Below are 12,927 nucleotides of genomic sequence, written 5' to 3'. Positions count from 1 at the left end.
GTCGGGCTTTCGGTAGTCGCTCTCTGTGAGGAGCTCCAACAAATACCTCAATCCCTAACGCAAAGTAATTACAGATAAATTAAATACTGTTTTCTAATTGTTTTAAAATGTTCTAAACCTTCAGTCCAAGTAGATTTAATTTCTTTTGCACTTAAACCAGACTCAATTTGTTTTTGCAATGCTTCTGTACCTGCAAGTTTAATAAAAAAGGAATTGAAGAATTTAGCTTTATCAGTAGTGTTTTGGTACGCTTTTATTAACCATTCAAGGTTAAGATGGTTTAAATTAGCTTTGTTGTTTAGCTTTTCGCCATAACAAATTTTACCTTCATGTTTTGGGTATTTAGCACCTTCATTGGGTTGAGGCGTAAACTGAAAATTAAAAACTTCGGCATTTAAAAACGGACTACCATAAATTTGAAATTGCCTGTTAGTACCCCTGCCAGCACTTACGTTTGTGCCTTCAAAAAAACATAAACTAGGGTACAGATTTATAGCAATATCATTAGGTAAATTAGGGCTTGGTTTTATGGGTAAACTGTATTTTGTTTGGTGTGTGTAATTTTTAATAGAAATCACTTTTAGGTCACATTGAACACCGTTTGGCAACCATTTTTCGCCATTAATCATTTTAGCATATTCACCAATAGTCATACCATGTACTACGGGTATGGGGTGCATGCCCACAAAACTTTTGTGTTTGGGCTCTAAAATAGGGCCGTCAATGTAGTGCCCGTTTGGGTTTGGTCTATCTAAAATTAGTACAGGAATACCAGCTTCAGCACAAGCTTCCATAACGTAATGTAATGTAGAGATATAGGTGTAAAAACGAGCTCCTACATCTTGAATATCAAACACAACAATATCTATATTTTTAAGTTGCTCTGGCTTAGGTTTTTTGTTGTTTCCATAAAGCGATATAATAGGAATCCCCGTTTTGGTATCAACACCATCTTTAACTACTTCGCCAGCATCGGCTTTTCCTCTAAAACCATGTTCTGGAGCAAAAACTTGTTTAATATCAATATTTAGTGCACGTAATGAGTCAACAATATGCGTGCTCTCATAAATAATTTTTTCAAATTTAGTTTCGTTAGTTTCAGGGTCAACTAAAAACAAAGAATCTTTCTCTTTAAAAATAACACTAGTTTGATTTGCAACAATACCAATCCGTTTTCCTTTTAAAAGAGGTAAATATACTTCAGTTTGGTTGGCACCAACTACAACACTTGTATCATTCTGAATATGTTTGAGAGGCTCATGATAAACCACATCATCTTTTTTCACTTTAGAAGCACAAGAAATTAGTACTAAAACAAATAATAAAACTGTATTTTTGAAAACATTAAACCGCATTATAAAATTGAATTTCGAGTTTTTTATAGCTAAACGCATAATTAGTAGTAAGTCGTATAAAAGTAGTATTTCGGCACCAATAATAAAAATTGGCATTGCTGCAATTGCTATTGGGTTGATTGTGATGATGATAGCTATTGCAACGGGTATTGGTTTACAACAAAAAATACGAGATAAAGTAGTGGCGTTTAACGGGCATGTGCTAATTACTAATTATGATAGTAATAATACAGAAGAAAGTATTACACCTATATCTATTAACCAAGAGTTTTATCCGGAGTTTAAAACTGTAGAGGGGATTTCTCACGTTCAAGCTGTAGCTTCAAAATTTGGTGTAATTAGAACTGATAATGATTTTGAAGGCGCTTATTTAAAAGGTGTTGGAGCAGATTATAATTGGAAATATTTTAAAGAATTTTTAATTGAAGGAAAGCTGCCCAATTATTCTAATAAACGTAATGAAGATGTTTTAATATCTCAATATTTAGCCAATAGGTTAGAGTTAAAGTTGAATGAAACGTTTCAAATGGTGTTTCCAAAAGAAGACCCAGAAAAACTTCCAAACATTATTACATATACCATTGTTGGAATTTATAATTCTGGATTTCAGGATTTTGATGCTAACTTTATTATTGGCGATATAAGGCACATACAGCGTATTAATAAATGGGAAAATGACCAAATTGGAAATTTTGAGGTTTTTATTGATGATTATAATGAATTAGATACAAAAGGTGAAGAGATTTATAAAAGTATTCCATCGGTTTTAAACACCCAAACCATAACCAATAAATACAGTTCTATTTTTGAATGGATTAAAATTTTTGATACCAATATTTATGGTATTATTGGTATTATGATTTTGGTAGCAGGTATAAATATGATAACAGCATTATTGGTTTTAATATTAGAACGTACCCAAATGATAGGTATTTTAAAAGCCTTAGGAAGTAGTAATTGGGGTATCCGTAAACTATTTCTTTACAATGCTTCTTACCTAATAATTCTTGGTTTATTTTGGGGTAATGTTTTAGGACTAGGGCTACTTTTTGCACAAAAATATTTAAAGCTATTTCCGTTAGACCCTAGTGTGTATTATGTTACAGAAGCACCTGTTTATATTAGTTTTGGCTATGTGTTTGCCTTAAATATTGGTACACTTTTACTGTGCTTATTAATGTTATTAATACCTTCTTATATTATTACAAAAATATCACCTGTTAAAGCTATTAGGTTTGATTAACTGTGGTTTATTTATTGTCTCTAAATTGGGAATAACTTCAGGGAAGTAGAGTTTTGTTTGATGGTTTCATGGTTTCGGCGTGGGTAAAAAATCCGTAGGATTTGTTTGAAGAGAAATCAAATAAATATATAGTTTTACTTTCGGTCTTTGCACGGTCACCGCACTGAATTATAGTTATTTTTGTAGCTAGTTTTTTATTATTTAACTACCAATATCCTAGTTCTTGTCCTTTTTTATACCTTAAACGACCTAATAACTCATAACCTATTTTATTAAGATGTATTCCATCGTAGAGTAAAGAAGGTGGAGCATTATTCTTTTTCATTGCATTTATATCGCTTTCAGTAGGATAAGATACGTTATCAGGTAAAAGTTTTAAACTAATGGCGTCATATATAGCTTTATTAGACATATATTTTTTTAAATCAATAAGTTTTTTGCCATATTTCTTTTTTATTGGCTCAATTGTTTTTGAATCTCCGTTACCATGAGAAGTTATAATAATAACATTTTCGTCTCCTTTATGTTTAATAAATAGATTTATCTGATTTAGTAAATCCTGAGGATTTTCATAACCACCATTCTGTCCAATGAAAATTGTAGCAATCCCATCTTTTTCTAAAGAAAGTTGAGTGATAATATTAGTTTTTGGTTTTACTGTATACGATTCAAAACTTCTTCTATTTCTTTTAATGTAATATTTTTCTGTTTTTGAGTTTCTGCTGAGCGTACATTCAATGCCATCTATATAGCAAGGGTTTAAACCGCCTTCTCCCTGAATAAGAGGGTGTATTTTTTTGTCATTGTAAGAACTGTAAATTCCGCTGGGAATTTCCACAATTTCTCCATTGGCAGGTAATATTATGGTATCTTTGATGTACATTGGAATTCCTCCTTGTCTTGCCCCAATAGTTAATGTGTTTTCTCCTCCAACCCCTCTGTTTTTTACAATCCATTTTCCTTGTAAAAGTTTTAAAGTGACATTAGACATTGTTGTTCCTTCTCCTCCAGCACCAACAGTTAGAGAATCTCCAATATCGATTAAAATTTTTTCTCCTTTATAATTTGATATATTATTGAAAGAACTAATAGATAAAAGGATTATTCCAAAAAATAGATATTTTCTTGTTTTTTTCATTTTCATTTTTTGATTTATTAAAAACTAGCACAATAACTTTATGGATACAAATTATATGGAATATAGTATATAGTTTATATCCAAACACAAACAAAGTTAGCTGAAAATTATTACAAAATCAAGTTTGTTAACTGTTTTCAATATCACTAATATGGTGTTCTAAAGCTTTTACAGAAATTTGAATTTCTACAATTAAAAGTGCTAAAGAAGCTATTAGTAAAAGTAATGCAACTCCAAATACCCAAACCGCAATAATTTGTTGATCTATGTATATTAAAAACATGGTTAGTACACATAGTAACAAACTGCTAATACCCAAGATTTGCATTGCGCGCGTTAAATAAAGTCTTTTTTTTATATTTTCTATTTGAGCAATTAAAACACTTTTTTTATTTTTCACATATTTGTCGTGTAAATTTCTAATAGTTGCTGCATAGGCTAAAAACCTATTGGTATAAGCTAACATTATTAATGAAATTGCAGAAAATAATAAAGCGGGTGTTGTTAATGTTAATGCTTCCATAATAAAGATTAAATCTGTGTACAAAGTTAGAGAACTTTTCATATTTTAGAGAGGTGCAAGAAGATTTTTTACATTACATCTGGAAATTCAAAAAGTTTCAATTACAGAACTTAAAGACAACCAGCAGAGAGCCTATTGTAATTAATTCTGTAGGTAAGCATAACCATAATTCTGGACCAGATTTTTTTAATGCTCAAATTAAAATTAATGGGCAACTTTGGGCTGGTAATGTTGAGGTTCATATTAAATCATCAGATTGGTTTTTACATAATCATGAAAATGATAAGGCCTATGATAATGTTATTTTACACGTAGTTTGGGAAGATGATACCCAAATTTTTAGAAAAAATAATACTGTAATTCCCACTTTAGAATTAAAAAATTTAGTTGAACCCAATATTTTAAATAATTACCAGAGTTTAATTTTTAAACAAGATAAGTGGATTAATTGTGAGCAAGATTTTTTACAAACAGATGATTTTGTTCTAAACAATTGGTTAGAGCGTTTGTACTTTGAACGTATAGAAATAAAAGCAAAAACCATAGAACAACTGTTGAAGCATTCTAAAAACAATTGGGAGTCTGTTTTGTTTAAAATGATAACCAAAAACTTTGGATTAAAAGTAAATGGCGAATCGTTTTTAAGTATAGCACAATCGGTAGATTTTTCGGTTGTAAGAAAAGTACAACCTAATCAATTAGCTTTAGAAGCTCTTTTATTTGGACAAGCTAATTTATTAGATAATGATATTGAAGATGCGCATTTTTTAAACTTAAAACGAGAGTATCAGTTTTTAAAGCAAAAGTTTGGTTTAAGTAACCAATCAGTCTTACCATTACAGTTTTTTAGGTTGCGGCCTTTAAATTTTCCTACCATTAGGTTATCACAACTAGCCAGTTTGTATCATAAACATCAAAATTTGTTTTCAAAAATTAATGAAACCAATAAAATAGATGAATTTTATAAATTGTTTAAAGTATCGGCTTCAAATTATTGGAAAAACCACTATACATTTCAAAAGGAATCAAAACTTGCCTCAAAAACATTGTCAAAATCGTTTATAGATTTATTAATGATTAATACCATCTTACCAATAAAATTTTGTTATTCTAAGCAAAAAGGAGAACCTATTGATGGTGTTATTTTAGAAATGGCCACAAACATAGCTTCAGAAAATAACAGTATAATTTCTGCCTTTAATAAATTAAAGAAAGTATCAAAATCTGCATTGCAATCACAGGCTTTAATTCAGTTAAAAAAAGCGTACTGTGATAAAAATAAATGCTTACAATGTGCTGTAGGTAATTCAATTTTAAATAAATAAACTTTTAAACTTGTAAACTAAAGTTTAAATTGCAGCATGAATGTTTATAAACCTTTATTATTTTTTCAAAAACATGGCTATTATGTATGCCAGCGTATAGCAGATAGGTTAGGTATTAGAGCAAAAGTTGTACGTACATCATTTATGTATTTAACATTTGTTACACTTGGCTTTGGGTTTGCTTTGTATTTGTTTTTAGCATTTTGGATGCGTATTAAAGATTTAGTTTATACCAAACGTTCGTCAGTTTTCGATTTGTAAATGTATGAGTAACCCTTTAATTAGACTTTTTAGATCTAAAATTTATACGTCCATAATTTTACTAGTTTTTTTAATGCTAGTTGGCATTGTGGGGTTTATGACAATTTCAAATTACTCATGGGTAGATTCTTTGTACATGACAGTTATTACAATGACTACCGTAGGTTTTGGAGAGGTAGAACCACTAGATGAACAGGGTAAAATATTTACAATATTCTTAATTTTAGCAAGTATAGTTATTGTAGGTTATGCGCTTTCTATTATAACAGAGTACATTTTAAGTAGAAATCATTTTGAAGAAATAAAATACAAAAAGATGCAAAAACAAATAGATGGTTTTAGCAACCATGTTGTAATTTGTGGTTACGGAAGAAACGGAAAACAAGCAGCTAGAAAACTTATGGCTCATAATAAATCGTTTGTCATTATTGAAAAAAATAAAGAAGTTGAAGAGCGTTTGAGGTTAGATGGAGTTCCTTACGTTATAGGAAATGCTAATGAAGACGAAACATTAATGCTAGCAGGTGTTGATAGAGCCTCCAGTTTTATATCGGCGCTTCCTAATGATGCCGATAATTTATTTGTAGTGCTATCTGCTAGACAAATGAATAAAAATATCAATATAATAAGTAGAGCATCTCAAGAATCATCTTATGATAAATTAAAATTTGCGGGAGCTAATAATGTTATTTTACCAGATATGATTGGTGGAGATCATATGGCTTCTTTAGTGGTGGTTCCAGGTTTAATGGAGTTTATAGATAATCTATCAATTGTAGGAAAATCTAATATTAACATAGAAGAAGTTGCCGTAGAAAAGCTTTATCATTCTAATAAAGCACAAACCATAAAAGATTTAGATTTAAGAAAAAAAACAGGTTGTAATATTATAGGTTACAAAGATGCGAAAGGGGATTATGTTGTTAATCCTGAGGCAGATACTGTAATAGAAGCAAATTCTAAAATTATAGTTTTAGGGCGTCCAGAGCAAATAGAAAAGTTAAATTCTGTTTTCAATATTAAAAATGAAACCCATTGATTAACAGTTATAATTTTAAAAAATCAATTATTTTTAGCATCTTGCTAGCTTAAATGGTCGTTTTATCTAAAGAAATTAATTAACTCAATATATACTATGAAGAAATATCTTCTATCTATTTCTGCAATTATTTTTCCATTATTAACATTTGCTCAAGAAACAACCTCTGAAAAAATCGATAGGGTTTTTAAAGATTACACAGGGTGGTTTGTTGAAGCTATTTTTTATGAAATTCCATTTTCCGAAGAATATAAAATTCCATGGGTGTTAATTGTACTTATAGGAGGTGCCGTATTTTTTACCATATATTTTCGGTTTATAAATGTTACAGGTTTTAGAACTGCTTTAAGAGTAGTACAAGGTAAATACGAAGATATTGAAAAACATGGAGCAGACACTTTATATGGAGATATAACAGATAATGTAGATCATAATGTTTTTGAAACCTTAAGAGATGATAGTGCTCATGGTGAAGTATCGCATTTTCAAGCTTTAACAGCAGCTTTATCTGCAACAGTAGGGCTAGGTAATATTGCAGGTGTAGCAGTTGCGCTTTCTATAGGCGGACCCGGTGCTACCTTTTGGATGATATTAGCAGGCCTTTTAGGTATGGCATCTAAGTTTGCAGAATGTACCTTAGGTGTAAAATATAGAGATGTAGGTGATGATGGAACGGTTTACGGTGGACCAATGTATTACTTAACAAAAGGTTTTGGAGAAAAAGGCTTAAAGCCTCTTGGTAAAATACTAGCAGTACTATTTGCCATTTTTGTTATAGGAGGATCCTTTGGTGGTGGAAATATGTTTCAAGCTAACCAAGCAGCTGCACAATTTGTTAAATTATTTAATTTTGAAAGTGATAACGCTGGTATGTACTTTGGTATAGTTATGGCAGTTATTGTAGCCATTGTTATTATTGGCGGTATTAAACGAATAGCTTCTGTAACCGAGAAAATTGTACCGTTTATGGCTGGTATTTATGTTTTAGCAGCTATAATAATTTTAGCAGCTAATTGGAGCCTTATTGATGATGCTTTTATGTTAATTTTTGAAGGTGCATTTTCTGGATTAGGAATAGCAGGCGGATTAGTGGGTGTTATGATTCAAGGAGTTAGACGAGGTGCTTTTTCTAATGAGGCAGGTGTTGGTAGTGCAGCTATTGCGCATTCTGCGGTACGTACTAAGTATCCAGCAAGTGAAGGTATTGTGGCACTTTTAGAACCTTTTGTTGATACCGTAGTTATCTGTACCATGACGGCCTTAGTAATAGTAATTACTAATTTTGATGGTAGTTTTATGGAATACGGTGTGCCTATTAAAGAAGGTGTAGAACTTACAGCAACCGCTTTTGATAGTGTAATTCCTCATTTTTCAATCATATTAACAATAGCTGTTATATTATTTGCTTTTTCAACCATGATTTCTTGGTCTTATTACGGTATGCAAGGTTGGGTGTTTTTATTTGGAAAAGGAAAAGTTAGCGATTTGATATATAAAATATTATTCTTATTTTTTGTTGTGGTAGGCTCGTCTATTAGTCTTGGTGCAGTAATAGATTTTTCAGACGCTATGATTTTTGCCATGGTAGTTCCAAACATAATAGGAGTTGTTGTATTATCTCCAATTATTAGTAGAGAACTTAAAAAATACTTAAAAGCTATTAACGTTAAGCATGATGCTATGGATGAAGGAGCAGAAGACTTAACAAAACATATGTAAAACAAAATTTATAAAAATATGAAATCTCATTTCACGTTTACTAAAGAACAGCGGAATGGGATTTTTTTATTAATATTACTTATTATCCTTTTTCAATGCGCTTATTTTTTTATAGATTTTTCTTCAAAAGATATTGTTGTAAACCAAAAAACACTCGCTAAGTTTAAAAATGAAATAGATTCTTTAAAACAGATTGAAATAGAATCTAGAAAACCAAAAATATTTCCTTTCAATCCAAATTATATTACAGATTATAAAGGAGCTACATTAGGAATGAGTAATGAAGAAATTGATAGGTTATTAGCCTTCAGGAAACAAGGTAAATGGATTAATTCTACTAAACAGTTTCAGCAAGTAACTAAAGTTTCAGATTCTCTTTTAAAAATCATTTCACCATATTTTAAGTTTCCAGAATGGGTAACAAACTCATCACCTAAATCAAAAACAAACTACAAGTATAGTAACACTCCAAAAACCTTCAATCAAAAAAAAGATTTAAACAAAGCTACTGCTAAGCAGTTACAAAGCATAAATGGTATAGGAGAAGTGCTTTCAGAAAGAATTATAAAATTTAGAAATAAGTTTGTTGGTGGCTTTATTGCAGATGTTCAATTATTAGATGTTTATGGTTTAACACCCGAAGTTATTGAGCGTCTTACCAATGAGTTTACTGTAAAAACACCAAGGCAAATACAAAAAATAAATTTAAATACGGCAACCGTAGAGCAGTTGGTAACTATTCAGCATATAGATTATGAAGTTGCTCATAATATAGTAGAACAACGCATATTAAGAGAAGGATATAAGTCTTTAGATGAATTATTAAAAGTAAAAGACTTCCCAGTAAATAAAATAGAGATAATTAAATTATATTTGTCGCTCTATTAAAAAAGTGTGCAGATGAACAGTATGTACTTCACCGAAGAACATAACCTATTTAGAAAAAGCCTTCAAGATTTTTTAAAAAAAGAAGTAGTTCCAAATATAGAACAATGGGAGCAAACAGGTAATATAGATAAGTCTATTTGGAAAAAGTTTGGAGACATGGGTTTCTTGGGAATTAGTTACCCCGAGGCTTATGGCGGCTTAAATTTAGACATGTTTTACATGGTAATTCTTTTAGAAGAGCTTCAAAAAGTAAACTCAGGAGGATTTGCAGCAGCATTATGGGCTCATGTTTATTTAGCTATGACCCATCTTAATACAGAAGGAACTGATGCTATAAAACAAAAGTATTTGGCACCAAGTATATCTGGAGAAAAATTAGGTTGCCTTTGTATTACAGAACCATTTGGAGGTAGTGATGTAGCAGGAATAAAATCTTCAGCAGTTAAACAAGGAGATTATTATATCTTAAACGGGTCTAAAACATTTATTACTAATGGTGTATATAGCGATTATTTAGTAGTTGCAGCAAAAACAAGCCCAGAATTAGGCAATAAAGGCATTAGCATATTTGTTGTAGATAGAGAAACACCCGGAGTATCTGCTACTAAACTAGATAAATTAGGTTGGAGAGCATCAGATACCGGAGAAATAGCTTTTGATAATGTAAAAATACCAGCTAGTAATTTATTAGGAGAAGAAAATAAAGGCTTTGGTTATATTCTTCAGCATTTTTCTTTAGAGAGATTGGTAATGGGAGTAAACGCCCATGCTAGAGCAGAATATGCTTTAGATTATGCAAAGCAGTACATGTCAGAACGTATGGCATTTGGTAAAACCATAGATAAGTTTCAAGCCCTTCGTCATAAATTATCAGATTTATATGCAGATATGGAAGTTTGTAAGGAGTTCAATTACTCAGTAGCCTATAAACTTAATCAGGGTATGTATGTTGTAAAAGAAGCTACCATATCTAAATTAAAATCTACACAAATGGCAGATGATGTTATTTATAACTGCTTGCAATTTTTAGGAGGCTATGGGTATATGGAAGAGTTCCCAATGGCAAGACTTTTAAGAGATAGTAGGTTGGGGCCAATAGGAGGTGGTACTTCAGAAATTTTAAGAGAAATTTTATCAAAAATAATTATCGATAAAAAAAGTTATAAACCAGTAACATAAAATTTTTCTAATTAAAAATTCTAAATTAGAAATAATTTTTATATTTGCACTCCAAAATTTTAAAAGAAGGGAGGTTAAGACACTATGTTAGTAATACCAATTAAAGAAGGAGAAAATATAGATAGAGCGTTAAAACGTTACAAAAGAAAATTTGATAAAACAGGTAGAAAGAGAGCTTTACAAACACGTAAGCAATTTACTAAACCTTCGGTAGCACGTAGAGCGCAAATACAAAAAGCGCAATACATTCAAAAATTAAGAGATGCAGAAGATATTTAATCTTTTGTGTTTACATAAAAATTAAATCCCGCTTTTTGCGGGATTTTTTTTGCTTCAAAATAAAGTGCTATCTTTAACAAAAGCCCATTTCAAACAATGCCATTATCACCTTTTATAGATTATTTATTACTAGAAAAAAAGTATTCAGAGTTAACAGTAAAAGCCTATCAAAATGATTTAAATAGCTTTTTACAATTTGTAAGTTCAGAATGTCAAACCAACAATATTAAAAATGTAAACTATTCACAAATTAGAAGTTGGATAGTGTCAATGGTAGAAAACGGAGTATCTAATCGCAGTATTAACAGAAAAGTTTCTGCACTAAATACCTATTATAAATTCCTTTTAAAAGTAGGAGACATCAAAATAAACCCACTAGCAAAACACAAAGCTTTAAAAACAAGTAAAAAAGTGCAAGTGCCATTTTCAGAAAAAGAAATAATAGCAGTTATAGATAATTTTGATGAAAATGATTTTGAAGGTATAAGAGATAAATTAATAGTAGAACTATTTTATTCAACAGGTATTCGTAGAATAGAATTAGTTAACCTAAAACTGTCTAGTATAGATTTTGATAATAAAACGTTAAAAGTATTAGGTAAAAGAAATAAAGAACGCATGGTGCCGTTATTAAACTCAGTACAGCAAACAATGCGTAAGTATATAAACATAAGGCAAAAATTAGAAAATATAAAAGACACTAATAGTTTATTTTTAACAAAAAAAGGGGTTAAAATTTACGAAACACTTGTTTACAGAATAATAAATAACTATTTTAGTAAGGCATCTTCAAAAGTAAAAAGAAGTCCTCACATATTAAGACATTCTTTTGCAACACATTTACTAAACCAAGGTGCCGATATTAATGCTGTGAAAGAACTTTTAGGACATTCTAGTTTGGCTGCCACACAAATTTATACTCACAACAGTATAGCTGAATTAAAAAAAGTGCACATTAAAGCACACCCAAGAAGCAAAAAATAACAGCAAGAAATTATTGTCTAACCATAAAAAGAAAAGTATGAAAGTAAACACGCAATCCGTTAATTTCAGCGCAGACAAAAAATTATTAGACTTTATCCAAAAAAGAATGGATAAACTAGATTTGTTCTATGACAAAGTAATTAAATCAGATGTTTATTTAAAATTAGAAAATACTAGTGACAAAGAAAACAAAGTTTTTGAAGTAAGAGTAAGCGTTCCTGGAGATAGTTTTGTAGTGAAAAAACAATGTAAATCATTTGAAGAAGGTGCAGACATGGCAGTTTCATCATTAGAAAGACAACTAAAAAAACGAAAAGAGAAATTAAGAGCACATTTATAAATAAAATTTCTTAAAAAATGTTTTGAATAAAAAAATAAATCAATACATTTGCAGTCCGTTAGAAATAGCGGACTTTTTTTATGCAAAAAAGCGTATAAAAACGCCGATGTAGCTCAGCTGGCTAGAGCAGCTGATTTGTAATCAGCAGGTCGTGGGTTCGAGTCCCTCCATCGGCTCAAATAAAAGAAGATAAGTTCTTTAAAATACTGGATAAATTGGGAAGATACTCAAGCGGCCAACGAGGACAGACTGTAAATCTGTTGGTTTTTACCTTCGCAGGTTCGAATCCTGCTCTTCCCACAAGTAATTTTAAATTTAGGAGTTGTCAAAAGTTCACTTTTGTAAAACTGCGTTTTGAAATTATTTGGAATGGGTTTTTAATTTAGAATATCGAGTATAATAAGATAATTCTAATAAAACCAAGCAAACAAAAATAGTTTGCAAAAAACGCGGGAGTAGCTCAGTTGGTAGAGCGTCAGCCTTCCAAGCTGAATGTCGCCGGTTCGAACCCGGTCTCCCGCTCTAAATTCCTGCGAAGGCAGGAATCTCATTTAAATTAAATGAGGATGTAAACACTTTACGCCGGCGTAGCTCAGGGGTAGAGCGTTTCCTTGGTAAGGAAGAGGCCACGGGTTCAAATCCCGTCGTTGGCTC

Annotated in this window: 13 protein-coding genes and 4 tRNA genes; 14 read left to right on the top strand and 3 right to left on the bottom strand. The window is 30.8% G+C overall.

Annotated elements, in window-relative coordinates:
* Positions 1-68: 68 nt before the first annotated feature.
* Positions 69-1,355, bottom strand: coding sequence for an exo-beta-N-acetylmuramidase NamZ domain-containing protein (locus tag J1D01_RS15910; protein WP_421151533.1), 1,287 nt, complete (start codon positions 1,353-1,355; stop codon positions 69-71).
* A 7-nt stretch (positions 1,356-1,362) separates the two neighbouring features.
* Here J1D01_RS15910 and J1D01_RS15905 point away from each other — a divergent pair, with 7 nt between their 5' ends.
* Positions 1,363-2,598, top strand: a complete 1,236-nt coding sequence (locus J1D01_RS15905) for an ABC transporter permease (RefSeq protein WP_421151554.1) — start codon at positions 1,363-1,365, stop codon at positions 2,596-2,598.
* A 205-nt stretch (positions 2,599-2,803) separates the two neighbouring features.
* Here J1D01_RS15905 and J1D01_RS15900 read toward each other — a convergent pair whose 3' ends face one another.
* Positions 2,804-3,736, bottom strand: a complete 933-nt coding sequence (locus tag J1D01_RS15900; RefSeq protein ID WP_421151532.1) for a hypothetical protein — start codon at positions 3,734-3,736, stop codon at positions 2,804-2,806.
* Positions 3,737-3,863: 127 nt separating this feature from the next.
* The gene (locus tag J1D01_RS15895; RefSeq protein ID WP_076697666.1) at positions 3,864-4,259 is read right to left on the bottom strand and encodes a DUF2721 domain-containing protein; all 396 of its coding nucleotides are present in this window, start codon (positions 4,257-4,259) and stop codon (positions 3,864-3,866) included.
* Positions 4,260-4,312: 53 nt separating this feature from the next.
* On the opposite strand from J1D01_RS15895, the gene J1D01_RS15890 reads away from it, so the two are divergent.
* From J1D01_RS15890 to J1D01_RS15830, 13 genes are all read left to right on the top strand, one after another.
* Positions 4,313-5,584 carry a DUF2851 family protein gene (locus J1D01_RS15890; protein WP_421151531.1) on the top strand — a complete coding sequence of 424 codons (1,272 nt, stop codon included), beginning with the start codon at positions 4,313-4,315 and terminating at the stop codon, positions 5,582-5,584.
* A 36-nt stretch (positions 5,585-5,620) separates the two neighbouring features.
* Positions 5,621-5,845 (top strand): PspC domain-containing protein, encoded by a 225-nt coding sequence (locus J1D01_RS15885; protein WP_076697664.1) that lies wholly within the window; start codon positions 5,621-5,623, stop codon positions 5,843-5,845.
* Between the two features lie 4 nt (positions 5,846-5,849).
* The gene (locus tag J1D01_RS15880) at positions 5,850-6,884 is read left to right on the top strand and encodes a potassium channel family protein (RefSeq protein WP_421151530.1); all 1,035 of its coding nucleotides are present in this window, start codon (positions 5,850-5,852) and stop codon (positions 6,882-6,884) included.
* A gap of 96 nt (positions 6,885-6,980) precedes the next feature.
* Positions 6,981-8,603 carry an alanine/glycine:cation symporter family protein gene (locus J1D01_RS15875; RefSeq protein WP_372938033.1) on the top strand — a complete coding sequence of 541 codons (1,623 nt, stop codon included), beginning with the start codon at positions 6,981-6,983 and terminating at the stop codon, positions 8,601-8,603.
* Between the two features lie 18 nt (positions 8,604-8,621).
* On the top strand, positions 8,622-9,491 hold the full coding sequence (locus J1D01_RS15870) for a ComEA family DNA-binding protein (RefSeq protein ID WP_421151529.1): 870 nt from the start codon (positions 8,622-8,624) through the stop codon (positions 9,489-9,491).
* A 12-nt stretch (positions 9,492-9,503) separates the two neighbouring features.
* Positions 9,504-10,670, top strand: coding sequence for an acyl-CoA dehydrogenase family protein (locus J1D01_RS15865; protein WP_421151528.1), 1,167 nt, complete (start codon positions 9,504-9,506; stop codon positions 10,668-10,670).
* Positions 10,671-10,754: 84 nt separating this feature from the next.
* Positions 10,755-10,949 carry a 30S ribosomal protein S21 gene (gene rpsU, locus J1D01_RS15860; protein WP_372938030.1) on the top strand — a complete coding sequence of 65 codons (195 nt, stop codon included), beginning with the start codon at positions 10,755-10,757 and terminating at the stop codon, positions 10,947-10,949.
* A gap of 96 nt (positions 10,950-11,045) precedes the next feature.
* Entirely contained in the window at positions 11,046-11,933 is an 888-nt protein-coding gene (locus tag J1D01_RS15855; RefSeq protein WP_421151527.1) for a tyrosine-type recombinase/integrase, read from the top strand.
* Between the two features lie 37 nt (positions 11,934-11,970).
* Positions 11,971-12,273 carry a ribosome hibernation-promoting factor, HPF/YfiA family gene (gene hpf / locus J1D01_RS15850; protein WP_372938028.1) on the top strand — a complete coding sequence of 101 codons (303 nt, stop codon included), beginning with the start codon at positions 11,971-11,973 and terminating at the stop codon, positions 12,271-12,273.
* A 102-nt stretch (positions 12,274-12,375) separates the two neighbouring features.
* Positions 12,376-12,449 (top strand) — tRNA-Thr (locus J1D01_RS15845).
* A 41-nt stretch (positions 12,450-12,490) separates the two neighbouring features.
* Positions 12,491-12,573: transfer RNA gene (locus J1D01_RS15840), tRNA-Tyr, on the top strand.
* Positions 12,574-12,722: 149 nt separating this feature from the next.
* Positions 12,723-12,795 (top strand) — tRNA-Gly (locus J1D01_RS15835).
* A 59-nt stretch (positions 12,796-12,854) separates the two neighbouring features.
* Positions 12,855-12,926 (top strand) — tRNA-Thr (locus J1D01_RS15830).
* The last annotated feature ends 1 nt before the right edge of the window (position 12,927 follow it).

It is taken from the genome of Seonamhaeicola sp. NFXS20, from assembly GCF_049132085.1.
GTDB lineage: Bacteria > Bacteroidota > Bacteroidia > Flavobacteriales > Flavobacteriaceae > Seonamhaeicola.
Note: the sequence above shows the minus strand (reverse complement) of the source record. Positions and strands in the feature narration are given on the sequence as shown.

Bases quoted from the DNA above. Each gene is read 5' to 3' on its own strand.
- J1D01_RS15900 (WP_421151532.1), bottom strand. From the start codon at position 3,736: ATGAAAAAAACAAGAAAATATCTATTTTTTGGAATAATCCTTTTATCT.
- rpsU (WP_372938030.1), top strand. From the start codon at position 10,755: ATGTTAGTAATACCAATTAAAGAAGGAGAAAATATAGATAGAGCGTTA.
- J1D01_RS15885 (WP_076697664.1), top strand. From the start codon at position 5,621: ATGAATGTTTATAAACCTTTATTATTTTTTCAAAAACATGGCTATTAT.
- J1D01_RS15895 (WP_076697666.1), bottom strand. From the start codon at position 4,259: ATGGAAGCATTAACATTAACAACACCCGCTTTATTATTTTCTGCAATT.
- J1D01_RS15910 (WP_421151533.1), bottom strand. From the start codon at position 1,355: ATGCGGTTTAATGTTTTCAAAAATACAGTTTTATTATTTGTTTTAGTA.
- J1D01_RS15880 (WP_421151530.1), top strand. From the start codon at position 5,850: ATGAGTAACCCTTTAATTAGACTTTTTAGATCTAAAATTTATACGTCC.
- J1D01_RS15855 (WP_421151527.1), top strand. From the start codon at position 11,046: ATGCCATTATCACCTTTTATAGATTATTTATTACTAGAAAAAAAGTAT.
- J1D01_RS15865 (WP_421151528.1), top strand. From the start codon at position 9,504: ATGAACAGTATGTACTTCACCGAAGAACATAACCTATTTAGAAAAAGC.
- J1D01_RS15870 (WP_421151529.1), top strand. From the start codon at position 8,622: ATGAAATCTCATTTCACGTTTACTAAAGAACAGCGGAATGGGATTTTT.
- J1D01_RS15875 (WP_372938033.1), top strand. From the start codon at position 6,981: ATGAAGAAATATCTTCTATCTATTTCTGCAATTATTTTTCCATTATTA.
- hpf (WP_372938028.1), top strand. From the start codon at position 11,971: ATGAAAGTAAACACGCAATCCGTTAATTTCAGCGCAGACAAAAAATTA.